The following is a 26,146-nucleotide window of genomic DNA, read 5'->3' on the forward strand; positions in this document are numbered from 1 at the left end:
CTAGTCTATTGCGTCTGATCCAAATCTACAATTTGAATCTGCAACCATGCGACATTCTATTGCGCAGTATTCTTTTGAAGTAACTGCTGCATGACATGGTAGCTTGCAGTAATTCGAGCTTCATTCGGAAAATTAGTGTTAGCGAGCATCACAATCCCAATTTTCTGCTGTGGTATAAATGCAGCATAGGCACCAAAGCCATTACTTGAACCAGTTTTATTAAACAATGTTGCTGCTGGAGCACGCTTTGGTTGTTTGATCGGTGTGACGATATGTCTTTCTAAAGCCATTTTGCTGGAGTTACCTTGTAAAAGTGTCTCAAGCTTAACAGGATAAGCATATTGCTCCCAGCCTAGCCCTTGGGTCATCGCACCAACTTGAAAATATCCCACATGCGTTGTTTCAACCGCCGCTCTTAAGGACTGTTTTAGCTTTTGTGGGTGAATTTGAATATCTAAAAATTTCAGCATATCGGAACTACTACTTTTCACTCCGTAAGCTTCAGCATCCAACATCCCCGCAGAAACGCGAATGGGTTGATCATTTTTATAACCCCACGCATATTGTGACATCTGCTGTTCGGGTACTCGAATAAAACTTTGTGTCATTCCCAATTGTGGAAAAAGTGTTTTTTCTAACAATTCAGAATAGGGTCTTTTCAATGCTAATGCCGTGATATACCCCATCAAACCAATGCTTGGATTTGAATATTGTCGTTCCGTACCAACGTTGGTCTTTGGCTGCCATCTTTGAAAATATTGAAGCATGTCCTGCTGACTAACAACTTCATCTGGAAATTGCAGCGGAAAGCCACCTGCAGTATATGTACCTAAATTTAAAATCGTAGCTTTATTCACTGCGGTATTTTTTAATTCTGGGAAATACTTGGCGGGATGATCCGACAATAATAACTGCCCTTGCGCCTGTGCATAGCCCGCCAAAGTTGCATTAAAGGTCTTACTGACTGAGCCAAGTTCAAATAAAGTATGGTTACTTACGGGTTGTTGGTTTGATTTTGATGCAAAGCCATAATTGATAAAATAATGCTTACCATCGAATGTGACACCGACCGCCAATCCAGGAATCTTATATTGATCTAATAATGGTTTAAATTGTTGATCTACAATTTCCCTAACTTGCTGCTCACTGAGCGGTTTTGCCCAAATCGAAGAATTACAGGATAAAAGCCCTGCAAGTAAAAAAAGCATTCTTGATGCGATCATGTCTATTTCCCAAACCCATTTCATTCAAACAAAGAGGCTCTCAAACCACATCGACCTCTCAGTGTTCATCATATGGGAATGTATAGATAAAATACTGCAAAAGTATTGTTTTTTATTGATAAAAAACACAGTTATAAGAAATATATATCAAGATCTAACGTACCCAACGTACGACATAATCTTCTATATCTTCTTCATTTATATCTTGTTCTGAAATACAGCGTCCAGCAGCCGATTTCTTCGCTTTAATCACACTCTGACGTGAGCCCGTATTTAAATAATGCCATGACGGTAAATTTTTACCTTCATTCAAACGACGATAAGCACAACTAGGAGGTAACCATGTAATTGTTTGCAATCGTTCAGGTGTCAATTGAATACAATCTGCAACATGCTGTTGACGATTCGGATAATCAGAACAACGTGCCGTTTTACAATCTAATAATTTACATGCAACTTTGGTATATGCGACTTCTGCCGTTTCTTCATCTTCAAGCTTAACCAAACAACATAAACCGCAACCATCACACAATGCCTCCCACTCAGTATTATTCAACTGATCAAGTGGATATAGTTTCCAAAAGTTAGCGCGCAATTCGGTAGACATGGCAAATGTTTTAGGCTTTAAAAATTTGTGTTGATTATAACATTTATTCTCAATCAAGCTGTTTTCCAAGCGACTTAAGCGATTAACAATACTTAAGTTATTGAACATTTCAACCACAGAAACACCACATTTGGGTCAAAAAATACACGCTATAGTAATCTCATAACGATAAATTTAGGAGTAAGTAATATGTTCCGTTGGGCTATTATCTTTGCAGTGATTGCATTAATCGCCAGTTTATTAGGTTTTGGTGGTGTTGCTGGTTTATCCAAAGACTTTGCCGTCATTTTATTAGTGATCGCGGCTATTCTTGCTGTAGTGGGTTTCTTATCACGCGGTAAAGTTTAGTTTAAAGAGAAATAAAAATTCAGAAAGAAAAAAGAAGAATCGCCGTATTCTTCTTTTTTTATTATCATCATTTCAGCCGAATAAAAATTTGTCTTTCCGCTAGCATCATCAATTTTTTGCTTTTTTATGCTTTAATCAAAGCATTGAAATAATAGATCAGGATTAAAAAATGAGCTTTCCAATTACAACGCGTGAAATTGAATATACCGCACCAGATGGTCAACGCCTTATTGGCTATTTTGCTGCACCTGTTACAGATCAACCCGTTGCAGGTGTGATTGTTGCTCCAGAATGGTGGGGACGTACCGAATATACCGAGCAACGTGCGCGTGAACTTGCAGAACACGGTTTTGCCGCTCTCGCAATTGATATGTATGGAGACAAAAAAGTTACCTCTGATGTTCCTCAAGCATCTGCATGGATGATGCAAACATTTGAGCATGTAGACACCGTGGTTGAGCGTGCTCAAGCAGGCTTAGATGCTTTAAAAGCACAACCAGAGGTCAATACTGAAAAATTGGCAGCAATTGGTTTTTGTTATGGTGGTAAAGTTGTTCTGGATTTGGCACGATCTGGTGCCGATTTGAAAGCTGTGGTGACCTTCCACGCGAATTTAAGCCCGAAAGCACCTGCACAAAAAGGAAAGATTCAGGCTGAAATTCTTGTATTACATGGTGAGATCGACACCATGGTTTCTTTAGATAATGTCGCAAGCTTCCGTCAGGAAATGCACGATGCAGAAGTCGATCATGAAGTGATTATTTTTGAAGATGCCAAACATGGCTTTAGTAATCCCCTCGCAGATGAGCGAGCTAAAGCAAATAATGTTGACTTAGGCTATAACGCCGAAGCTGAACATCAAGGATTAGAAGCCATGTATGAAGTATTGGATAAACATTTAACCTGATTCAAAATATTGGCATAAACTTTCGCAAAGACTTCATTCTGTGTAGGTGGTATTTATGTCTCCTACACACGAACAAATGTTTTTATCATTTAAATAAGTCCACGATTATATTTTCATTATACTAAGCCTCTGCTTTTGATTGTTCTGATTCATGTCTGATTTCTCATTTTCTGATGCACTACTCACGTGGTTCGACCAACATGGCCGCCACGATTTACCATGGCAAGTCGCTGATGATCCCTACAAAGTGTGGGTGTCAGAAATCATGCTACAACAGACTCAAGTTAAAACTGTTCTGCAATATTTTGATCGCTTTATCGAAAGGTTTCCAACCGTAGACGATCTTGGTCAGGCCAGTTGGGATGAGGTTGCCCCTTATTGGGCTGGTTTAGGCTACTATGCCCGTGCACGCAATCTGCACAAAGCCGCTGTTATCGTAAAGCAGAAAGGAACGTTTCCTGAAACATTAGAACAGTGGATTGAATTACCAGGCATTGGTCGTTCAACCGCTGGTGCATTAATGTCTCTTGGCTTACGACAATATGGCGTCATTATGGATGGCAATGTGAAACGAGTTTTAGCACGTTTTTTTGCAATCGAAGATGATTTATCCAAGCCACAGCATGAGCGTGCTTTATGGCAAATTGCGGAACAGCTGTGTCCGAAAGAACGTAACCATGATTACACCCAAGCAATCATGGATTTGGGTGCGACAGTCTGCACACCGAAAAAGCCTTTATGTTTATACTGCCCAATGCAACAACACTGTCAGGCCTATCAACAAGGTTTACAACAAGAACTCCCATTTAAAAAAGCAAAAAAACCTGTCCCTGTTAAAACGGCGAATGTGCTCCTAATTCAAGCAGGTCGTGAGTGGCTTTGGCAACAACGTGAAGCCCACGGTCTATGGGGAGGTTTGTATTGTCTGCCTATCATTGAACAGGCAACTGAATTACAACAGATTGAACAGCAATTTAAGCTGCAAGCTCAAGTATCATCACTACAGATTAGTCATAGTTTTACCCACTTTACATGGATACTGCATGAGCAACTGTTCCACGTGGAACATGATCAAAAAGAGCAGCTCAGTATCGAATTAAATGGAGTATGGCTAAGTCCAGAAGCTGCGATTGCCAAAGGCATTCCAACCGCCATGAAAAAATTGATTACAGCAAAACAAAAGACTTCCTCTACTTAATTGTTGTAAATCGAAATCACAAGGAGTTTGTGTGCGTCTTTCGATTCCATTTATCGTGATTAGTCTATTGGCTATTCTAATTTCTGCATGTACGACAACGCCTAGTAAGCCTACGCCCCTACCAGCCACTCAAATCAATAAACTTAAAAAGCTGCGTTTAGATAGCCGTTTGCCCGTTCCAGTCAAAGGTATCAATCGAAATGAATTACGAGATACTTGGGGAGCTGCACGTAGCCAAGGACGTAACCACGAAGGGATTGATATCATGGCGGAACGTGGTACGAAAGTGTATAGTGCCACTGAGGGCTTAGTGGCTGATTTACGTAATAATAATTTAGGTGGCAAAATCATTTGGATTCTAGGACCATCTGGTTCTTGGCACTACTATGCCCATTTAGATGGTCATAAACGTGGTCTTAATGTGGGAGACTATGTTCATAAGGGCGACCTCATTGGTTATGTGGGCAATACAGGCAATGCTCGTGCGACTGCCCCACATTTACATTATGGTATTTATTTAAATGGCAAAGGGCGTGGAGCAGTCAATCCATACTCATATTTACGTTAGGAACATAGAATGTCAGAAGCATTGATTGAACGACTGGTTAAATTTGCAGAGTCTGGAAATCAGCAAAAAATCATCATCAATGGTACAAGCTATCAAGGCTGGATTATGGAGATTACCGAAGATGCTCTGCTGATTAGCACAGGATTTGCAGATAAATCTGGTAAAGACTTTTGGCTTAAATTTACTGATTTAAATACAGCTGAACTGTATTATTGGGATACTCGCCCAAATGAATGGGTGGCATTCACACTTTCATGATTTTATATGAATAACAATAGGAAGCATCAAATATGACGATTCAACGCTGTGGCTGGTGCTCCGATGATCCACTCTATATTAGCTACCACGATGAAGAATGGGGCAAAGTAGAACAAGATGAAAATCGATTATTTGAGATGCTTTGTCTCGAAGGTCAACAAGCTGGACTATCATGGATTACGGTACTAAAAAAGCGCGAGAATTACCGTTCACACTTCTTTCACTATCCAATTACTAAGATTGCAGAGTTTACTGATGATCAACTCGAAGACAAACTAAGTGATGCAGGATTAATTCGTCATCTAGGTAAACTTAAAGCGATTCGAGACAATGCAATTGCATGGCAGCAACTCAAAAATGAAGTTGATGATGTATCTCATTGGCTATGGGCCTTTGTTGACCATCAGACTCCAAATAACGATGTCATTCATTATCGTGATGCACCTGCACAAACCGAACTCAGTCAAAAACTTTCAAAAACACTGAAAAAACGTGGTTTTAAATTTGTTGGTCCCACAACGTGTTATGCGTTTATGCAAGCGGTAGGCATGGTCAACGATCACGAAAATCACTGTCATTTTAAATAATACGAATTCATTTTGCTTTCCAAGGAGTTATCGAATGAGCAATAACCAAATCCGTGCTTATGCTGCAATGAAAGCAGGAGAGCAATTGGTTCCTTATCAATTTGATGCAGGTGAATTAAAGCCACATCAGGTTGAAGTTAAAGTTGAATACTGCGGTTTATGTCACTCAGATTTGTCTGTGATCAATAATGAATGGCATTCATCCGTTTATCCTGCTGTCGCTGGACATGAAATTATTGGCACAATTATCGCAATCGGTTCAGAAGCCAAAGGACTGAAACTTGGTCAACGTGTTGGCATTGGTTGGACAGCTGAAAGTTGCCAAGCATGCGATCCTTGTATTGGTGGTCATCAAGTTTTATGTAACGGTGGCAGCGTTGCGACTATCGTTGGTCATGCGGGTGGCTTTGCAGAAAAAGTTCGCGCAGGTTGGCAATGGGTCATTCCTCTACCAGAGGGTTTGGATCCTGAGAGTGCAGGACCATTGCTTTGTGGCGGCATTACCGTGTTTGATCCTTTACTAAAACATCAGATCCAAGCAACACATCACGTCGGTGTGATTGGGATCGGTGGTTTAGGGCATATGGCCATCAAGCTACTTAAAGCTTGGGGTTGTGAGATTACTGCATTTAGTTCAAATCCAGACAAAACTGAAGAACTCAAAGCCATGGGGGCTGACCATGTGGTGAATAGTCGTGATGCTCAAGCGATCAAAGCGCAACGTGGCAAATTTGATCTATTGCTTAGCACCGTCAATGTAACGCTGAATTGGCAAGCCTATCTCAATACCTTGGCACCGAATGGTAGTATGCATTTCTTGGGTATTACCTTAGAGCCTATTCCAGTTTCTGTAGGTACTATCATGAGTGGTGCTAAATCTGTTACAGCTTCACCAACTGGGTCACCTTTAGCACTGCGCCAACTACTACAATTTGCCGCACGTAAAAATATTGCGCCACAAATTGAGCTATTTCCAATGTCTCAACTCAATGAAGCCATTGAACGACTGCATTCAGGTCAAGCACGTTATCGTATCGTACTTAAAGCAGACTTTGATTAATTTAAAATCGTCGACATACGCTCTCTCACCCAATCCGCCAACTGTTGAATTGCTTGGCGGATTTCGGTGGTCAACGCATGCCCTGCATTTAAGCGGATGAAGTGCTGATAACGCTGATCTTCACCAAACACTTCCCCTGGTACGATATTAATCCCTTGGCGCTGTGCTAAATAATATAACTCTAAGCCCGTAATATTTTCTGGCAGTTGCAACCACAAAGCATAACCACCTTCTGATTGACTCAAGGCGATTGGAATCCCACCAAATACTTCCAAAATATAAGCACGATACTGTTCGACTTGTTGCATCAACTTTGGTCTTAAGTCATCCAGATGCTCACGATAACCACGACTATAAATGAAATCAGCCAAGCCTAACTGTAAGGGTGTATTGACACCGACGTTATTTGATAAGAGTTGTGGTCGTAAGTGTTGCAATTGTTGTCCCAAGCAAAACCACCCCACACGATAGGCGGTAGACAGTGACTTCGAGACTGAACCACACCAAATTACGTAGCCTTGTTGATCCCAATAACGAATCGGCAAAGGTCTCTCTTTTTGGAAACTGCATTCACCATAAATATCATCTTCTAAAATAAAACATTGGTATTGCTGTGCAAGTTCAGCAATTTTTTGCTTCTGTGAATGACTTAAACAGTAACCCAATGGATTTTGAAAATTAGCAGTGAGTAAACACAACTTGGCATCGCCCTGTTTCATAAAAAACTCAAGACGCTCAAGGTCAATACCACGATGATCTGCTGGAATCTCAATAATCTTACGCTTAAGACTTGCCAACATTTGCAACTGACCATTAAAAGTAGGTGTTGGAATTAAAATACTGTCCCCTTCCTGACTGATCTGCTGAATTAACAGGGACAAAGCTGGCATACAGCCATTGGTAATAAAAATATCTTCTGTAGCGACATAAATCCCATCTTCACGCCAATGATCTGATAAAGCCTTACGTAACTGCTCATGTCCCTGTTTATTACAATATAAAAAATCTTCGGGCTGACAGTGTTTAAGCGCACGCTGTAAGGAACGACGTAGCCCATCTACAGGAATTAAATGGGGTGACAACTGAATAGCCCCTAAAGGAGTTAAATGATTTTGAATCGATGCTGTTTGAATCTGATTCTGTAAGTCTAAATTCGAGACTTGCCGTGCTTTGGACTCAAAGCTTGGACTTTTAGGGGCAGCACTTTGATATTGTCTTGAACTTACAAAATAGCCTGATTTGGCTTTGACATAAATCAGTCCTTTTGCTTCTAACAGTTCGTAGCATTGTTGTGCGGTACTCAAACTAATACTTTGCTGACGAGCAAATTCCCTTAAAGAACTTAACTTTTGCTGTGGCTGTAATTCATGTTGATAAATTTTATGAGCCAATTGATCTGCTAGGCGTTGATATTGAAAAGTCATATCTGTACTGCTTTTTTATAAATTTCTGTATCTGTATTGGTTAAGACAACACCATTAAGCTATAAAAATCAACTAACAAAGGATAAGAGCATGAAAAATAATATCTTATTTATATTTTCTACAATTTTTTTTACAGGCTGCAATCTGACTGACCAGTCCACTTATCAGCAACAACAAGTGTGTAAATCACTCTCACAGGGATATCTGCAAATTCAAAACCAATCGACCTATGAATTATGGAAAATGGAGAAAAGTGAAGCCCCTGAGCAGACCCGTGTCATCAAACTGACCTATAAGAAGCCCAATGAAAATGGCCTGATGCTCTCAAGTAACTTTCTGCCAACGGTCAAAATTGAATGCACACAACAACAGCAACAGATCAAAGTTGCAGTACAACAACCGACTGGACAGCTTGTTCAAGTTTTAGAACTGAAACTCGCTGAAGCAGCTATTGGCAAACCGAAAATCCATGACTTAACTGCTCAGTCAAAAACTCAATAAATAAGCGAACCCGTTTCGGCAAATGCGCTTGTTGATAATAAACAGCATGGATGCTTTGATAAGAGTGCTCAATCTGATCTTCAAATAGCGCTTCAAGGCGCCCTTCTTTCATATCCTGCCAGATTTCAAACTCTGATAATCGGGCAATGCCCTGCCCACGCAAACAGAGTTGTCGAACAGTTTCGCCACTCGATGCTTTTACTTTCGGTTGGGCTTGAAAATACTCACCCTCAATTTTAATGGGCCAAGTATTGATATAAGTGGGACGGGTGAAGCCAATCACATCATGCTCAATTAATGTCTGAGCTTGTACAGGTCTCCCTTTACGCTGTAAATATTCAGGACTGGCAACAATATAAATTCGGCTTTTACACACCAGTTTCGCATGCAGACTGGAATCATGTAATTCACCAAAACGAAATGCCACATCAGTCTTATGTTCTAATAGATCTATCACTAAATCATTACTATTCAGCTCAATCTCAATATTGGGATAACTTTGTCTGAACTTATGTACCAATGGCGTAATGACATGCAGAATAAACGGCGTGGCTGAGTCAATCCGAATCACACCCGAGGTATCCTGATCAGATTTTTCTAGAGCTTCTTCAGCTGCACTTAAATCACTGAGAATTTTACGCGCATGTTGTAAAAATTGTTGTCCTTCTTGAGTCAGTTTTAACTTTCGAGTCGTGCGCTCTAGCAAGGTGACTCCAAGCTTTGACTCTAGACGACTGAGAGAGCGGCTCATTCCCGACGCTGTCTGTCCAAGCCGCTCAGCAGCGGCAATAAACGATCCTGTATCGACAATCGTCATAAAAACAAGCAGTTCTTCTACCGTAGATTTCATTGCCACCTCATCAATTATTGATATTTAGTCAACTATATTTTGCAGATTCATCTATTTTTAGCAACAATAATCATCGCAAAATGGCAGCCATCAACAGAATAGTGAAAAAGATTAAGTGAACAATCTGTGTATCGCTCAATTTGGTTGAGTTTAATCCTGCTTCACCGACCTTTATCACCCTGATGCTGGTCTGGATAGGGATGGTTTTTTCAAGTTTGCTCATCCCTTCGGTGGCAAGCTGACTAATGTATCAGTGCATAAAAAAGCCTGATTTAAATCAGGCTTTTTATGTCGAATAGAATTCTACAAATTAGTTCGTTATTTAAGTAAATCAGGCAAATGTGCTTGTGCATAGAATGGATTATTCACTTCTTTCTTCATTTTCATCAGCATTTGATACGGTTGCTGCTGCACAAACATATTCACAAAACTCAATGGAATCGAACCTGCTGGGTCGGCATAACCACTAGTCATAACTTTAACCTTATTATTGGCAAGTCTTTGGAACGTCCAATCTCCTGTATATTGATTCAAACGAATCACATCAGGTTGTTCAGGGTAACTATTTTTAATCGCGTTATTCTTAATACTAATACTGCCATCAGCATTTTTATTCATTTTGCCTTTAATGACCAGATCACGGTCTTTCAAAGGAAATGGGAAATCTAACAGCATATACAGGGTAAATTCGCCTTTCTTTTCATCCCGAGACAAAAGCTGTGCCTTAGCAACATAAGGCACCCATTGGGGTGTGCGCTCAACATCAAGTACTACCGCAACTGCCCGTTCCAAAGGCACATCAAAAGTCGTTTCTGCTTTGTACTGAAAGACCGGATTATTCTCTGTTTGGTAGGTCCAAACTTTAATATTATTGCGATGTAAACTCAGTTTAGGTGCTTCTGCGGCACTGACGACTAAACTTGTCGCACTTAGCAGTGTAGCAAGAACAATATGCTTTTTATTCATGTCATGCTCAATTGTTGTAATGATGGTGAGAGCTTGTTGTATCTCTATCAGAAAGAAAGCTCAACAAGCTCTTTTATAGTACAAAAAAAGTACCTTTTAAACTTCAATCTCGTTAAAGCCTAAAACATCTTTCATATCATATTTACGAGCTTCGCGACCGACAACCCATGCAGCCGCACGAACAGCGCCTGAAGCAAAATTCATTCGATTGGTAGCTTTATGTGTGACTTCAACACGTTCACCCTCACCAATAAACATCACGGTATGTTCACCGACGATGTCGCCACCACGAATGGTTTGAAAGCCAATACTTTGACGCTCACGAGCACCTGTATGACCTTCACGGCAATACACAGCATCTGTTTTCAAGTCACGACCTAAAGTATCTGCAATCGCCTCGCCCATCATAAATGCAGTACCAGATGGCGCATCCACTTTATGACGGTGGTGTGATTCGATGATTTCGATATCAACGCTATCACCAAACACTTTCGCTGCAAGCTCTAATAATTTGATTGAAACATTCACACCAACTGAATAGTTAGCAGCATAAACGACTGGAGTCTGTGTTGCGGTTTCATCTAAGAAAGCCTTTTGTTCATCCGACATCCCTGTGGTGCCAATCACCATTGCAACACCTGCCTCACGGCATAACTTTAAGTGTTGTTCAGTGGCAACAGGCGCAGTGAAATCAATCACGACATCACAGTCTTTTAAAACTTCACTTAAACTTCCCACAATATTGACGCCGATGTTGCCAATCCCTGCAAGTTCCCCTGCATCTGCACCCACCAAACTGCTTTCTGGACGTTCAACAGCTGCTGCGAGTTGGTACCCTGCTTGTTGTACTGCTTGAATCAGAATACGCCCCATGCGTCCGCCTGCACCCAAGATTCCAATGCGTGGAGAAGTCGACATAATTTTTCCTAGTCTTTTATTTAAACAATTGAGCTACTATAGCAAAACTCTGTGTCTACGCTAAAAAATTCCCATAAAAAAACCTGCCGCAGCAGGTTTTTTATTGATGCTAATTAATCAAACAAGCGATCAAAGAAAGATTTTTTCTTTGGTGATGCAGCATGACCATCACCATCTAACGACGCTTGTAATTCTTTCAACAATTCACGTTGACGACTGTTTAAATTCACAGGTGTTTCTACCACGATACGGCACAATAAGTCACCGACCATGCTGCTACGTACAGGACGAACACCTTTACCACGTAACCGGAATAGCTTACCTGTTTGAGTACCTTCTGGGATTTTTAAGCTGACACGACCATCAAGCGTCGGGATTTCAATTTCTTTGCCCAATGCAGCATCAGCAATACTGATTGGCACATCCATATAGAGATCTGCACCGTCACGTTGGAAGACTTCGTGTTCACGAACTACGACTTCAACATATAAATCACCCGCTTGACCATCACGAATCGCTTCACCTTTACCTGTTAAGCGAACACGATCGCCGTTGTCCACACCTGCAGGAATAGTGACTTCAAGCGTTTGTTGACGATCGGCAACGCCCGAACCATGACAAGTATTACAAGGGTTTTTGATAATTTTGCCTTGACCGCGGCAAGTACTACAAGTTTGTTGAACCGAGAAGAAACCTTGCTGCATACGTACTTGACCAGCACCATGACAGGTACGACACGTCTCAACATCATTTGGATTCTTAGAACCTTTACCATCACAGCTTTCACACGGCGCTGGTGCAGTAAAAGTAATCGTTTTTTTCACGCCTTTGACTGCTTCTTCAAGCGTCAATTCCATCACATAGCGAAGATCAGAGCCGCGACGTTGGCGTTGCTGTTGGCGACCACCGCCACCACCGAAAGCACCACCAAAAATATCACCAAACTGGCTAAAGATGTCTTCTGCACTAAAACCACCACCGAAGCCACCGCCGCCACCAAAACCGCCTTCAAAAGCACTATGGCCAGCGCGATCATACATGCTGCGTTTTTCGCCATCAGAAAGTACTTCGTAAGCCTCTGCTGCTTCTTTAAACTTTTCTTCCGCTTCCGCATTGTCTGGGTTACGATCTGGATGATATTTCATCGCCAACTTACGATAGGCTTTTTTAATCTCATCATCACTTGCGGTTTTCGAAACGCCTAAAACCTCATAATAATCACGTTTAGCCATGGTTGGCGATGCTCCTCACGGAATTTATTCAAACTTAAAAAAACAAATAGGCTCCGCTGACATTTTATTTCTAAAGTCAACAGAGCCTTAATAGGGCCTGTACAATACGTTTACAAGGGTGATTGTGATAAAAAAAGCGATAAATTTAGAAAACCGCTTTATTTCTAAAGTATCTGGCAATACCTTTCAGCCATGCATTCAACAGAAATAGCCATGCAATTGAGCTAAACACCACACCCACAACCGTCATGGCGGTCACCCAGAGGGCGCTGTTCCAGACAAAAAAGAACAGTGGAATAAACCACAGGGCAGCAAAGAAAGCCATCAGAATAAACAGCAGCACATTACGCATAATCCACAGTGCATGCGCGTGTATCCATACTTCAGCATTATTCGCAGTCGCAACTTTTCGTGCCAGCAGATACGCAAACACTGCAAACACGATTGTAAATAATGCAAGAAACATGAACACGTACGAAATCGCCACATAACGGCGATGCTGCTCAATATTGTCTTGCCCCATGCTCTAGATCACCTCATTCACTGCATTTTGCCAAACCAGTCATGCAATGAAATTCAATTATTTTTTGGTCTTAAAATATAGGTGCTACTATATTGAAATTTTCAATATTTCGCACCTTTATTCACAAAATAATTATGATAGATGTGTTGCTTTCTTGACCTTAAACCACGCCGCATAGAGTGCAGGCAGGAAAAACAGGGTCAACAGGGTAGCCACAATCAAGCCACCCATAATCGCAACCGCCATCGGACCAAAGAAAATACTGCGTGATAATGGAATCATTGCAAGTACTGCGGCAAGTGCGGTTAACACAATTGGGCGGAAACGGCGCATGGTGGCACCAATCACCGCGTCCCACGGTTCATGCCCTGCCTGAATGTCCTGCTCAATCTGATCAATCAGGATCAATGAATTCCGCATAATCATTCCAGATAAAGCAATTGTCCCTAACATCGCGACAAAACCAAAAGGCTTATTAAACAGGAGTAAGAATGCAACAACGCCAATCAAACCAAGAGGTGCTGTCAATAAAACAATCGTTGCGCGTGACATACTACGTAATTGAATCATCAGTAAAGTCATCACCACAGCCAAGAATAATGGCATGCCTGCATTCACCGAATTTTGACCTTTTGCAGACTCTTCAACCGTACCACCGACTTCCACTAAGTAACCATTGGGTAAATCAGCACGTAAAGCTTGCATTTTGTCTGCCAATTGCTGAACCACTGTTGCAGGTTGTAAATTGGTTCGAATATCCGCGCGAACTGTAATCGTTGGTAGACGATTCCGATGCCAAATCAGACCTTCTTCAAAACGTGACTCAATTTTTGCTATTTGCGCTAGAGGTACAGTGGTTCCTTTGGTGGTTGGCACAGCTAAATTTGCTAACGAAGCCACTTCAACACGTTCCGACTTATCACCACGTAAACGAATTTCAATGAGTTCACGTTTTTCACGATATTGATTCATCACCGCCCCTGTCACAGAAGCGTTTAGGAAGTTAGCCAAATCAACACTGGAAACACCCATTTGACGAGCACGATCCTGATCAATGTCAATGGCGATGATCTTGCTTGGTTCACCCCAGTCCAGATGCACATTGGTGGTATTTGGGTCTTCACTCAGCACCTTAGCCACTTTTTGTGCCTCTGCCCGAACCGTTGCCAGATCTTCACCTGAGACCCGATACTGCAATGGATAACCCACAGGCGGACCATTTTCCAGCAAGGACACACGGGTACGTACCTGAGGCAATAATTGCTTAATCTGCTTATCTAAAGAGCGACGGATTTCATCACGATCATCAAGAGAAGAAGCCAAGACTACAAATTGAGCAAAACTGGCTTGTGGGAGTTGTTGATCTAAAGGTAAGTAAAAACGTGGTGAACCTGTTCCAACATAAGCGACATAATTATCAATCCCTTTTTGTTTGGATAGGAATTGTTCTACCTTATGTACTGCTTGTTCTGTCGCCGTTAGTGAAGCCCCCTCCTCCAGTTTTAAGTCCACCAGAATTTCTGCACGATTCGATGGTGGGAAGAATTGTTGCGGTACCAACTTAAACATCGCAACAGACAATACAAAGATACCGACCGTAATAGCAATCACCGTTTTACGATAGGTAATACAGATTTCGACGATATGCCTGAAGGATTGATAGAACTTGGATTGGTAAGGATCATGATGCTGACCATGCGACTCAACCACTGGTGCAGGTTGCTTGCGTAACCTTGCCCATAAACGTAAATACCATGCCGCTTGTTGATTCTGTTTGGTGAAATCAGGTAATAATTTTTCACCTAAATAAGGAACAAATAAAACAGCAGCAATCCATGAAACGATCAATGCAATCGTCACGACTTGGAAAATAGAACGTGTGTATTCACCTGTTCCAGATTGTGCCGTGGCAATTGGCAAGAAGCCTGCTGCGGTAATCAATGTACCTGTCAGCATTGGAAAAGCGGTGGTTTGCCATGCAAAACCTGCCGCTTTTAATCGACTGTAACCCTGTTCCATTTTAATCGCCATCATTTCCACGGCGATAATGGCATCATCGACCAACAAACCCAGCGCAAGAATTAATGCGCCTAATGAGATCTTATGTAAGCCGACATCAAATAAACTCATTCCAGCAAAGGTCATTGCTAAAACCAATGGAATCGACAATGCAACAACAAGCCCTGTACGAAAACCGAGTGAGAAGAAACTGACCAATAAAACGATAATGACCGCTTCAGCTAAAACTTTTAAGAACTCTTGAATACTACGTTGTACTGCAACAGGTTGGTCTGAAACTTTTTGCAGTTTCATGCCCAAAGGTAAGCTTTTTTGTAGACTGTTAAATTCGGTTTCTAAATTTTTGCCCAATGCAATGATGTCCCCACCTTTACGCATGGACACCGCAATGCCAATCCCATTCTCACCCATAAAACGCATACGTGGTTGAGCAGGTTCACTAAAGCCGCGATAGACCTCAGCAACATCCCCCAATTGAATGGTTTTATCGCCCACCAACAACGGCATTTTTTTCAGGTCATCGACACTATGTAAGTGTCCGCTAACTCTGATTTGAATACGGTCTGTACCTGTTTCAAAGAAACCTGCACCTGCCATATCATTTTGCTTCTGAATCGCTTCCTGAATGGCTGTGACAGGGACACCGAGCTGAACAGCTTTGGTATTGGATAATTCGATCCAGATCTTCTGATCTTGTAGACCCACCAAATTAACCTTGCTGACATCTTTGACCCGTTGCAGTTGTAGTTGCAAACGATCGGCATATTCTTTCATTACCGCATAGTCAAAATCTTTACCCGTTAAAACATAGATATTGCCGAAGGTATCACCAAATTCATCATTAAAAAATGGGCCTTGTACACCGCTTGGAAGTTGTGAACGGACATCATTGACCTTTTTACGCACGTTATACCAAACGTCAGGAATCTGCTCAGAACGATAGGAATCCTTAGCAATAAACGTGACCATAGATTCCCCAGGCCGTGAATATGCCCGAATATTTTCATATTGCCCTGTGGTCATCAGTTCTTTTTCAATACGATCTGTCACCAGCGTTGCAACTTCCTGTGCGGTTGCGCCTGGCCAATAGGTCTGTACTACCATCACTTTGAAAGTAAAGGGTGGGTCTTCACTCTGAGAGAGCTTGGAATAAGACATAATTCCGACAATGCCGAGTAACAGCATAAAATACAGAATAATTCCCTTATTCTTAAGCGCCCATTCTGAAAGGTTAAATTTCATGCTTAACCTCCTGTTTTAACCGTGACTGCGCGATTATCACGGTCTACAGGATGAATCTTTTGCTGGTCACGCAACAGGTGTACGCCACCAACGACAACCCAATCTGAAGCTTTTAGACCTGACAGAATAGGCACACTGTCACGCCCATAAGTACCCAACGTCACTGGGACTTTACGTAAAGTTTGATTACTATTCACGACCCAGACATAGGCTTGTTGATCATTGGCAGTGACACTGGATAGAGGCACACTCAATACATTATTTTCATTTGCGACAAAGAATACCCGAGCGCTTTGCCCCAGTTGGATACTCGATTGCCCCTCAAGCAATGAAACTTTCACGGTGAATGTTCGCGATTGGTCTGCAGCGGGTGACACTTCACGGACTTTTGCCGCAAAACGTGCTTCTGGCTGAGACCACAAAGTTACCCAAGCAGGTTGCCCGACTTTAATGGTACTGACGGCCTGCTCAGGTACGCCAAACACGACTTCTCGCTCACCTTCAATTGCGAGTTGATAGGCAGGTTGACCTGCCGCAATTACTTGTCCAATTTCAATTTGACGTTGAGTAATCACGCCATTTTTATTCGAAATAAGTTGGTTATAACCGGTTTGATTTGAAGACACTTCATAATTAGAACGCGCTTGCTGTAACCCTGCTTGAGCAGATTCATACTGATTTTTCACCGCATCAAATTGTGAGCGACTCACTGCATTGACAGGTAATAACTGTTGATAACGCTGATATTCTTGAGCCGCAATTTTTGCTGCTGCTTCAGCACTTTGCAATTGCGCTTTGGCAGCGTTCATTTGCAATTGTGCGTCTTTGACATCTAGTTTAGCCAAAACCTGTCCGACTTTGACCCGATCACCCACATCAACATAACGTTCGGTAATTTGCCCCCCAACACGAAATGCCAATGCGGTTTGTTGCTTGGCTTGAACATCACCTGCATAACTTTTTTGATCGATATGATTCGTATTCGGCTGCGTCACCATGACATAAGGAATTTCCTCTGTCTTGGGAACCTCTTTTTGACATGCCGTTAAAGTGACACTGCTGAGTACGAGCAACCCCACAATTACATGATTTAGCAGATTCATCTCTGTTTCGCTCTTATTCAAATTGATTTTTTAAGGCACAATATGAACATTATGATAGATTGTTTATTTTTTAATTAATATACTCATGAGTACACTAATTAAAAATTAAATCTAGCATTTTGATTTTGAATTGAATTAAATGAGACAGCTAACGTGCAAATTCACAGTGGTCGCCCTAAAGATTTAGAAAAAAGAGCCAAAATCTTACAGGCTGCAAAATCTATTTTTTTAAAAATGGGTTACCACGCCACCAATATGAATCAGATTGCCAAAGAAGCAGGCGTGACTAAACTCACGGTGTATAACCATTTTCAGGACAAGGCTAACCTGTTTATCTGCGCCATTGAAGAAAGCTGTGAAGAATCGATTCGGGCGAAACAGTTTGAACTCACACCTGAGTCCGACTTTAGGCAGGCACTATATTTAATGTGTCAGCGTGCCTTAAGCATTATTTACCTGCCTGAAGCGATGAAGCTGGATCGGGTGCTGTTTGAACTCGCGGCTGAACAAAGCCCCCTCACCCAACAGTTTTTTGATGCCTCACACACACGTATGTGTCATGTCTGGTGTGGTTTTTTTGAGCAGGCCATCACACTCAACTTTATTCAGGCAGATGATCCCCTTAAACAGACCGAACTGATTGTGGCACTCATGCTCGGCAGACGCCACCACAAGGTTTTACTGGGTCTAGCCCCAGTGCCCACGGCGGATGAAATCGATCAGATCATTCAACATGCCATCGAGATTTTTTTGCTTAAATATCAAGCTAAAAATTAGATAAAATTCACATTTTTTTACGTTCTGCTCTTGGAATGTCTCCCAATCGCGCTATAGTCGAGTGAGAACAACAGGAGAATTAGAATGATTCAGCAAATCACTGCTCCATTACGTGAAGATGTCCGCTTACTCGGCAATTTACTTGGAGAGACCTTAAAGCAACATGCTGGGCAAGATTTGTTTAATCAGATTGAACAAATTCGCACATTAGCCAAAGGTGCACGTGACGGCCAGATCGAAGCAGAAAAACAGCTCGAACAATTGTTTCTCGGTTTAAAAGATGAAGAGATTTTGCCGCTGACTCGCGCATTCTCACATTTTCTGAACTTCGCCAATATTGCGGAACAATATCATGTAGTGCGTAATCGTCGTCAGGCTGAGTTTGACGAACAAGCCCCTAATCCAAATCCTTTGTCACATTTATTTGAAAAATTCAAAACTGAGCAGATCAACTCAAAACAATTATTCGAACAAATCTGCGATTTAAAAATTGAATTGGTCCTCACAGCGCATCCAACCGAAGTCAGTCGTCGTACCTTGATTCAAAAATATGATGATATTACCGATTGCCTATCTCAACTAGATCAGCAAAAACTAACACCTCGTGAACGCCAACAAACCATCGCCACCCTGAAACAATTGGTCAGTTCAGCTTGGCAGACAGACGAAATTCGCCAACATCGCCCGACCCCTGTCGATGAAGCAAAGTGGGGCTTTGCGACGATTGAACAAACTTTGTGGAATGCTGTACCTAAGTTTATTCGTGAGCTGAATGAACTGACCCAACAGCATTGTGAACAAAACTTACCGCTCAATATCGCGCCAATTCGCTTTGCCTCATGGATGGGTGGTGATCGTGATGGCAATCCCAATGTCACCCATCAAGTCACCCAAGAAGTATTATGGTTATCACGTTGGCAAGCTGCTGATTTGTATTTGCGTGATATTGAAAATCTGCGTTGGGAACTGTCCATTCAAAGTTGTTCTGAGGAACTGACTCAAGCATTAGGCTATGAACACCCTGAACCGTATCGTGAATATCTGCGCGACACCCGTGAACGTTTAAAAGCCACCCGCTATTGGTTGGGGCAACGCTTACAAGGCCATGAAGCTGATGATAGTCAGATCATTCGAAATAAAGATGAATTATTACAGCCCTTATTACTCTGCTATCGCTCCTTAATCGAGAGCAACCTCGCTGAAATCGCCAATGGGCAATTGCTTGATTTTATATACCGAATCAATTGCTTTGGAATTGAGTTACTCAAACTCGATATTCGCCAAGAATCAGGGCGGCATCGTCAAGCCATTTCAGCGATTACTGAATATCTAGGTCTAGGCAATTTTGAATCATGGACTGAACAGGCTCGTCAAAACTTCCTTATTCAGGAACTACAAAGTAAACGTCCTTTACTGCCTAAATATTTCAATGAACCCGAAGGCAGCTTGATTCAACATCCTGATGTGCTTGAAGTCTTTGCGACCATGCGCACTTTGGCTGAACAACCAGCTGAGAGCTTGGGTGCCTATATTATTTCGATGGCAGAATATCCAAGTGACGTCTTAGCTGTTTTACTCTTACAAAAAGAAGCTGGTATCCAACATCCTCTTCGAGTGGTGCCCTTATTTGAAACCTTAAAAGATCTTGATGGTGCAGCCAAAACCATGAATACCTTATTCAATATGCATTGGTATAAACAGCATATTCAAGGCAAACATGAAGTGATGATCGGCTATTCAGACTCGGCAAAGGATGCGGGCTTTATGTCGGCAAACTGGGCACAATATCGTGCGCAAGAAGAACTCACCGCTGTCGCTCGAGAACATGGGGTACAATTGACTCTATTTCATGGTCGTGGCGGTTCAATCAGTCGTGGCGGTGCACCAACACAACAAGCCTTGTTCTCACAACCACCAGGCTCAATCTCTGGAGCAATTCGTGTCACTGAACAGGGTGAAATGATTCGCTTTAAATTTGGTTTAGAAGGCATCGCGCTACAAAATTTGGAAATCTATACAGCGGCAACATTAGAAGCAACACTATTACCACCGCCAGAACCTAAGAAAGAATGGCGTGATTTGATGAATCAGATGACGGATCTCTCCGTTAAGGTATATCGCCAAACGGTTCGTGAGAATCCAAATTTTGTGAGTTATTTGCGTACCGTTACACCAGAATTAGAGCTGCAAATGTTGCCATTGGGATCACGCCCAGCAAAACGAAAAGTAAGTGGCGGCATCGAATCCTTACGTGCAATTCCATGGGTATTTGCTTGGACACAAATTCGTTTGATGTTGCCCGCTTGGCTGGGAACTGGCACCGCAATTAATCAAGTGCATGAACAACATAAAAATACGCTCAATGACATGCTAGATCAGTGGCCGTATTTCCAAACCTTAATTGATATGTTGGAAATGGTACTGTCTAAATCAGATGCAGACATTGCGTTGTACTATGAATCTCATCTCACCCAAGATCAGGACTTAAAAAATTTGGGGGTTGAATTACGCCAACGCCTACAAAATGCCGTAGATACCTTGCTCAGTCTTAAAGGTGAGTCTAAGCTTTTAAGTAATAATGAAGTGCTTGATCAATCCATGCAGGTGCGGAAACCATATTTATTGCCTCTGCATTTATTACAAGCAGAGCTGATGAAACGCCGTCGTCTGTATTTAGCCGAGCATCAAACTGAGCATAGCCCTGTCGATCATGCCTTAATGGTCAGTATTGCAGGTATTGCGGCAGGTTTGCGCAATACTGGCTAAATAAGAGCCTTGCCATCAACATAAATCACAGGTGTTGATGGCAAGATTGGCAAAACATTCCATTTTTAGAAAAAAAATTTAGAAATTTTTTTAAATATTAGCCGTAGGTTTTTTAAATTAGGCGAATAAAATAAATAATAAATACGATAGTTTATTTTGAAACACATTTTACCAAAAGGTAAAAATACAGACGCAAAAAAACATGATCTGGCAATATTCTCAATGACTTATAGGTGAAAGCTCGTTTTAAGACAGGGTATCATACCCGCTGATATCACATAATGAGTCTCATCTATGTCAAATTGGTTTCCAAAATGGCAGCCGTATCAGGGAAAGATTGATCATCGCCCTGTCGCGACAAATGAATATTTACCGCCCTTACAAAGTGCGGTATTAGGGGTACAACACGCATTTGCAATGTTTGGTGCAACTGTTCTTGCACCCCTTCTGATGGGCTTTAGCCCCAACCTTGCCATCTTAATGTCAGGGATTTGTACTATTATTTTCTTCTTGATCACGGGTGGTCGTGTTCCAAGTTATTTAGGCTCAAGCTTTGCATTTATTGGTGTCGTTGCAGCCGCAACTGGTCATATTACTGGGTCAGGAACCAATCCAAACCTTGCAGTTGCGCTTGGTGGAATTGTTGCCTGTGGTATTTTTTATGCCTTGATCGGTTTTGCGGTCATGCTCACAGGCACACGTTGGATTGAGAAACTCATGCCACCTGTTGTCACAGGCGCTGTGGTGATGATTATTGGTCTCAACCTTGCACCCGTTACTATTAAAGGCGTTGCTGGACAGCCTTTTGAAATGTGGATGGCACTCATCACTGTATTAAGCATGGGCATTATTGCTGTATTTACCAAGGGCTTATTACAACGTTTATTACTGTTAGTGGGTTTATTGATTGCTTATGCCGTATATGTGGTTGCAACAAATATTCTAGGATTTGGTAAACCGATTGATTTCTCCCAAATTGCAGCAGCACCATGGTTTGGTATCCCAACTTTTTCACACCCAACTTTTGATTTAAATGCAATTTTAATTATTGCTCCCGTTGCATTGATTTTAGTCGCTGAAAATCTAGGTCACATCAAAGCAGTCGGTTCAATGACAGGCGAAGATCTTACACCTCAACTGGGTAAAGCTTTTGTTGCGGATGGTTTGGCCACAACGTTATCGGGTAGTGTTGGCGCACCGGGTATGACCACCTATGGTGAAAATATTGGTGTGATGGCAGTTACCCGTGTTTATTCTACGATTGTATTTGTAATCGCTGGCGTATTTGCAATTTTCTTGGGGCTGTCTCCTAAATTTGGCGCAGTGATTAGTACGATCCCGACAGCAGTCCTTACGGGTGCTTCGATCGTAGTATTTGGTTTAATTACCATTGCAGGTGCAAAAATCTGGATCGAAAATAAAGTCGATTTTTCTAATAATAAAAACCTTATTGTTGCATCTGTCACTATTATTTTAGGTGCAGGTAACTTTGAATTACTGTTTGGTAGCTTTAATTTAGGGGGAATTGGAACCGCAACTTTTGCTGCGATTTTCCTGAACCTGTTATTCAGTTTAAAAGATAAACATTAGAATCGTGGGCAGCTTCGGCTGCCTTTTTATTTATTCCTGACTTTCCTGCTTATATTTATCTTCCAAAACATTGCTGATAATACTTTCAATCATCCAAACTCGATACAAACTATTAAACACATAAGTTTGTCCGTCTATACGAAACTCTAAGACTGGAAAATCAGGTTGATGCTTTTCCTGACACAGAACATCATTTTGCTTTAAGCATTGTTCAACATCTTGTTCAGTCAGTTGGTCAATATCCAAACGCTTTTGCATTTTTTGAAAATGCGCCTTAAAGGATAAATCTTTTCCACGTGTCCAAACCGCTTCTAAAATCTCATGCATGCAGTCGACTTGTTGCTCAACAGGGACGCTATAAAACAATTTTGCCATTTCATAGGTTGCCTCTTTGGTTGGTCGACAAAAAGGTGTAAATGCAACTTGTGTCCGCTTAGAAACACGTGTTGCCAAACTCCAATCAAACCAATCACGTCCGTGATAACTTAATGGATACACGCTTAATTGGATATTGTAATAATTTGCCAGTTCTTCTTTGATGTAGGCGAGTAATAGCCAGCTCATTGGATCTTCAAGAGCGATATATAAATCCAGCTCTGGATGCAAACCTTGAACTTCAGTTATAGACTCACCGTCATTGATTAAATGCTCTCGCCACTCAATATGGTTAATCAAAAAGATGGGATTACCCGTAAGTAGTTTTTGTTGTTTTAAACGGCGGGTCAAACGTAATAAATCATCAACAGCTTGATACTTACGCTCACCAAATTCGAAATAGCTAGCAATCACTGGCACATCTTTAAAAATGCGTTCTGGGTAATTTTGTGGAGTTTGATGCTGACTTGCCATCGCATAAAGAGTACGTAATTTTCCATATTGCTGCTGCCAAAGCATATGAAAAACATCTTCTAGTAAATGTAAAAAATTTTGTTCTCTTAATGGCGTATTTCTTAGAATTGTTTCTGCTTGTTGTAAGGCTTCTGCTGTTGGTATTTCAGGTGTATCGTCAAATCCAAAACGATGCTGTTTTGCTAGAATCTTGGCATCATTTAGACAATATTGAAGCCAATCTTCGGCTGTCATTCCATTTGGGGGTTCTGCACCCTGTCTAGATATAATCACCTTTAATGGTTTGAGTTCGTCACTCAAAATCTCATTCAACTGATCCAGTTGTTGTACCGCAAGATAACTATAAACATCGTCTAAACGAAGATAAATGCTTAAACCCTGTTCCGTGGGTAATTCCGCCTGACGAGAAGGTTTTTGGTAAAACCAACGCGATCGGATGGGATCAAACCAACGACGTAACAAAGACATGTCGATAGCCTCTAATGGTCATAAAATCTGTAAGTGAATGAAATTGTACTCACGTATCAATTTATACGTCAGCAAAAATTATCTTCAGTATCTAATAAAATCAAAAAAAAATCCCCCTTTTATTGTAAGAGGGATCTCGCCGCTTTAAGCGGCGATCAGAATTACAGAACGCGAACAGCGCCTTTTGCTGCGCTCGTAGAGTGCATTGCATAAATCTTAAGTGATTTAGAAACTTTACGCTTGCGCTCTTCAGCTGGATGCCAGCCTTTTGCTTCTTGAACCGTACGACGATGAGCCATCGTTGCATCATCTACATTCAAGTGAATCGTACGATTTGGAATATCGATTTCAATGGTATCGCCATCTTCAACCAAACCTATCGCACCGCCTTCAGCAGCTTCAGGAGACACGTGACCAATTGATAAGCCTGAAGAACCACCAGAGAAACGACCATCCGTAATCAAAGCGCAGTCTTTACCTAAACCTTTTGATTTCAAGTAGCTTGTTGGATACAACATTTCTTGCATACCTGGACCACCGCGTGGGCCTTCATAACGAATGACAACGATGTCACCTGCCACGATCTTATGATCTAAAATCGCTTCAACCGCTGAATCTTGGCTTTCAAAAACACGCGCTGTACCCGTGAATTTAAGAATCGATTCATCCACACCCGCAGTTTTGACGATACAGCCATCTAAAGCAATGTTACCGTAAAGGACTGCCAAGCCACCGTCTTTAGAGAAAGCATGTTCAGCATTACGGATAACACCTTTCTCACGGTCACCATCCAAAGTTGAATAATAACGGTTTTGTGAGAATGCTACTTGAGTTGGAACACCACCCGGTGATGAGCGATAGAACTCATAAACATCTGCATCTTCAGTGCGGATAATATCCCACTTGTCTAAGGCATCTTTCAGTGTTTTTTCATGTACGGTTGGGCATGAAGTATTCAGTAGATTGGCACGATCAAGCTCACCTAAGATCGCCATGATACCCCCAGCACGGTGTACATCTTCCATATGCACATCCGACTTTGCAGGTGCAACTTTAGACAATACAGGTACTTTACGAGATAAATTGTCGATATCATCCATAGTGAAATCAACTTCTGCTTCATGTGCAGCAGCAAGCAAATGCAATACGGTATTGGTAGAACCACCCATTGCAATATCCAAAGTCATCGCATTTTCAAATGCTGCTTTGGTTGCAATTGAACGTGGCAGAATGCTGTCGTCATTTTGTTCATAATAACGCTTCGCAAGTTCAACTACTAAACGACCTGCTTTTAGGAATAGTTTTTCGCGGTTAGCGTGAGTTGCAACAATAGAACCATTACCCGGCAATGATAAACCCAAAGCTTCAGTTAGACAGTTCATTGAGTTTGCAGTAAACATACCCGAACATGAACCACAAGTTGGACATGCCGAACGCTCAAATGCTGCAACTTCTTCATCGGTATAGCTTTCATCTGCTGCAACGACCATGGCATCAACTAAGTCGATTGCCTTTTCATCACCACGGAATTTGACTTTACCCGCTTCCATCGGACCGCCAGACACGAACACCACTGGGATATTCAAGCGCATTGCAGCCATCAGCATTCCAGGTGTGATCTTGTCACAGTTCGAGATACATACCATTGCATCGGCACAATGGGCATTGACCATGTATTCTACAGAATCGGCAATTAAATCACGTGATGGTAGTGAATACAGCATCCCGTCATGCCCCATGGCAATCCCGTCATCCACGGCAATGGTATTAAATTCTTTTGCGACACCACCAGAAGCTTCAATTTCTCGTGCAACCAGTTGCCCTAAATCTTTAAGATGCACGTGACCTGGAACGAATTGGGTAAATGAGTTGACCACCGCAATAATTGGTTTGCCAAAATCTTCATCTTTCATACCAGTCGCACGCCATAAACCGCGCGCGCCCGCCATATTTCTTCCATGTGTTGATGTTTTTGAACGATAATCAGGCATTTTGTATTCCCAACAAGTGTGTGCTCGAGATGAATAAGACATTCTCTCTGGCGAAATGATACTGAGCTTTTCCCATCATACTACAAGTTATCGTTTAACTGATGACCAGTGAACCTATCTTTTTTGTTCAAAGACAATTCCTTTCACCTAATTAGGGGCTAGTGGCTTTTT

Annotated in this window: 23 protein-coding genes; 11 read left to right on the plus strand and 12 right to left on the minus strand. The window is 41.7% G+C overall.

Features of this window, described 5'->3' with window-relative positions; genetic code table 11:
• Positions 1-56: 56 nt before the first annotated feature.
• Together ampC and NO346_RS02325 are read right to left on the minus strand one after the other, a co-directional pair.
• Positions 57-1,223: a class C beta-lactamase gene (gene ampC / locus NO346_RS02320; RefSeq protein ID WP_256414084.1), complete on the minus strand. Its 1,167-nt coding sequence runs from the start codon at positions 1,221-1,223 to the stop codon at positions 57-59.
• 154 nt (positions 1,224-1,377) lie between these two features.
• The gene (locus tag NO346_RS02325) at positions 1,378-1,830 is read right to left on the minus strand and encodes a YcgN family cysteine cluster protein (protein ID WP_256414085.1); all 453 of its coding nucleotides are present in this window, start codon (positions 1,828-1,830) and stop codon (positions 1,378-1,380) included.
• A 189-nt stretch (positions 1,831-2,019) separates the two neighbouring features.
• Here NO346_RS02325 and NO346_RS02330 point away from each other — a divergent pair, with 189 nt between their 5' ends.
• The 7 genes from NO346_RS02330 (at position 2,020) to NO346_RS02360 (ending at position 6,756) form a co-directional block, all read left to right on the plus strand.
• Positions 2,020-2,178: a DUF1328 domain-containing protein gene (locus NO346_RS02330; protein WP_018678759.1), complete on the plus strand. Its 159-nt coding sequence runs from the start codon at positions 2,020-2,022 to the stop codon at positions 2,176-2,178.
• A 169-nt stretch (positions 2,179-2,347) separates the two neighbouring features.
• Entirely contained in the window at positions 2,348-3,085 is a 738-nt protein-coding gene (locus NO346_RS02335; protein ID WP_256414086.1) for a dienelactone hydrolase family protein, read from the plus strand.
• Positions 3,086-3,236: 151 nt separating this feature from the next.
• Complete coding sequence (gene mutY, locus NO346_RS02340) at positions 3,237-4,283, plus strand: A/G-specific adenine glycosylase (RefSeq protein WP_256414087.1); 1,047 nt, start codon at positions 3,237-3,239, stop codon at positions 4,281-4,283.
• Between the two features lie 31 nt (positions 4,284-4,314).
• A complete protein-coding gene (locus NO346_RS02345; RefSeq protein WP_087547589.1) occupies positions 4,315-4,851 on the plus strand; it encodes a M23 family metallopeptidase in 537 nt (178 codons plus the stop codon).
• 9 nt (positions 4,852-4,860) lie between these two features.
• A complete protein-coding gene (locus NO346_RS02350; RefSeq protein WP_256414088.1) occupies positions 4,861-5,109 on the plus strand; it encodes a hypothetical protein in 249 nt (82 codons plus the stop codon).
• 32 nt (positions 5,110-5,141) lie between these two features.
• Complete coding sequence (locus NO346_RS02355; RefSeq protein WP_256414089.1) at positions 5,142-5,696, plus strand: DNA-3-methyladenine glycosylase I; 555 nt, start codon at positions 5,142-5,144, stop codon at positions 5,694-5,696.
• Between the two features lie 34 nt (positions 5,697-5,730).
• On the plus strand, positions 5,731-6,756 hold the full coding sequence (locus NO346_RS02360; RefSeq protein WP_256414090.1) for an NAD(P)-dependent alcohol dehydrogenase: 1,026 nt from the start codon (positions 5,731-5,733) through the stop codon (positions 6,754-6,756).
• Here NO346_RS02360 and NO346_RS02365 read toward each other — a convergent pair.
• The gene (locus tag NO346_RS02365; RefSeq protein WP_256414091.1) at positions 6,753-8,180 is read right to left on the minus strand and encodes a PLP-dependent aminotransferase family protein; all 1,428 of its coding nucleotides are present in this window, start codon (positions 8,178-8,180) and stop codon (positions 6,753-6,755) included. The genes NO346_RS02360 and NO346_RS02365 overlap by 4 nt on opposite strands.
• 90 nt (positions 8,181-8,270) lie before the next feature.
• On the opposite strand from NO346_RS02365, the gene NO346_RS02370 reads away from it, so the two are divergent.
• Complete coding sequence (locus NO346_RS02370) at positions 8,271-8,681, plus strand: hypothetical protein (protein ID WP_256414092.1); 411 nt, start codon at positions 8,271-8,273, stop codon at positions 8,679-8,681.
• Here the strand turns inward: NO346_RS02370 and NO346_RS02375 are convergent.
• The 7 genes from NO346_RS02375 to NO346_RS02405 all read right to left on the minus strand — a co-directional run bounded on the left by NO346_RS02375 (position 8,629) and on the right by NO346_RS02405 (position 17,534).
• Positions 8,629-9,531, minus strand: a complete 903-nt coding sequence (locus tag NO346_RS02375; protein WP_256414093.1) for a LysR substrate-binding domain-containing protein — start codon at positions 9,529-9,531, stop codon at positions 8,629-8,631. The genes NO346_RS02370 and NO346_RS02375 overlap by 53 nt on opposite strands.
• 318 nt (positions 9,532-9,849) lie before the next feature.
• Entirely contained in the window at positions 9,850-10,497 is a 648-nt protein-coding gene (locus NO346_RS02380; RefSeq protein ID WP_256414094.1) for an START domain-containing protein, read from the minus strand.
• Positions 10,498-10,593: 96 nt separating this feature from the next.
• Positions 10,594-11,415 carry a 4-hydroxy-tetrahydrodipicolinate reductase gene (gene dapB / locus NO346_RS02385; RefSeq protein WP_256414095.1) on the minus strand — a complete coding sequence of 274 codons (822 nt, stop codon included), beginning with the start codon at positions 11,413-11,415 and terminating at the stop codon, positions 10,594-10,596.
• Positions 11,416-11,528: 113 nt separating this feature from the next.
• Complete coding sequence (gene dnaJ, locus NO346_RS02390) at positions 11,529-12,647, minus strand: molecular chaperone DnaJ (RefSeq protein ID WP_256414096.1); 1,119 nt, start codon at positions 12,645-12,647, stop codon at positions 11,529-11,531.
• Between the two features lie 145 nt (positions 12,648-12,792).
• Positions 12,793-13,170: a hypothetical protein gene (locus tag NO346_RS02395; RefSeq protein WP_208728095.1), complete on the minus strand. Its 378-nt coding sequence runs from the start codon at positions 13,168-13,170 to the stop codon at positions 12,793-12,795.
• Positions 13,171-13,302: 132 nt separating this feature from the next.
• Entirely contained in the window at positions 13,303-16,431 is a 3,129-nt protein-coding gene (locus tag NO346_RS02400; protein ID WP_256414097.1) for an efflux RND transporter permease subunit, read from the minus strand.
• A gap of 2 nt (positions 16,432-16,433) precedes the next feature.
• Complete coding sequence (locus NO346_RS02405; RefSeq protein WP_256414098.1) at positions 16,434-17,534, minus strand: efflux RND transporter periplasmic adaptor subunit; 1,101 nt, start codon at positions 17,532-17,534, stop codon at positions 16,434-16,436.
• 153 nt (positions 17,535-17,687) lie between these two features.
• Between NO346_RS02405 and NO346_RS02410 the strand changes: the two genes are divergently transcribed.
• From NO346_RS02410 to NO346_RS02420, 3 genes are all read left to right on the plus strand, one after another.
• Positions 17,688-18,311, plus strand: a complete 624-nt coding sequence (locus NO346_RS02410; RefSeq protein WP_256414099.1) for a TetR/AcrR family transcriptional regulator — start codon at positions 17,688-17,690, stop codon at positions 18,309-18,311.
• Positions 18,312-18,395: 84 nt separating this feature from the next.
• Positions 18,396-21,077: a phosphoenolpyruvate carboxylase gene (gene ppc, locus NO346_RS02415; protein ID WP_256414100.1), complete on the plus strand. Its 2,682-nt coding sequence runs from the start codon at positions 18,396-18,398 to the stop codon at positions 21,075-21,077.
• Between the two features lie 294 nt (positions 21,078-21,371).
• Complete coding sequence (locus tag NO346_RS02420; protein ID WP_256414101.1) at positions 21,372-22,667, plus strand: solute carrier family 23 protein; 1,296 nt, start codon at positions 21,372-21,374, stop codon at positions 22,665-22,667.
• 30 nt (positions 22,668-22,697) lie between these two features.
• Here the strand turns inward: NO346_RS02420 and NO346_RS02425 are convergent, their stop codons facing one another.
• Both NO346_RS02425 and ilvD read right to left on the minus strand, forming a co-directional pair.
• Positions 22,698-23,984, minus strand: coding sequence for a hypothetical protein (locus NO346_RS02425; RefSeq protein ID WP_256414102.1), 1,287 nt, complete (start codon positions 23,982-23,984; stop codon positions 22,698-22,700).
• A gap of 161 nt (positions 23,985-24,145) precedes the next feature.
• Entirely contained in the window at positions 24,146-25,975 is a 1,830-nt protein-coding gene (gene ilvD, locus NO346_RS02430) for a dihydroxy-acid dehydratase (RefSeq protein WP_256414103.1), read from the minus strand.
• Positions 25,976-26,146 lie beyond the last annotated feature (171 nt).

It is taken from the genome of Acinetobacter sp. 5862, from assembly GCF_024494585.1.
Classification (GTDB): Bacteria; Pseudomonadota; Gammaproteobacteria; order Pseudomonadales; family Moraxellaceae; genus Acinetobacter.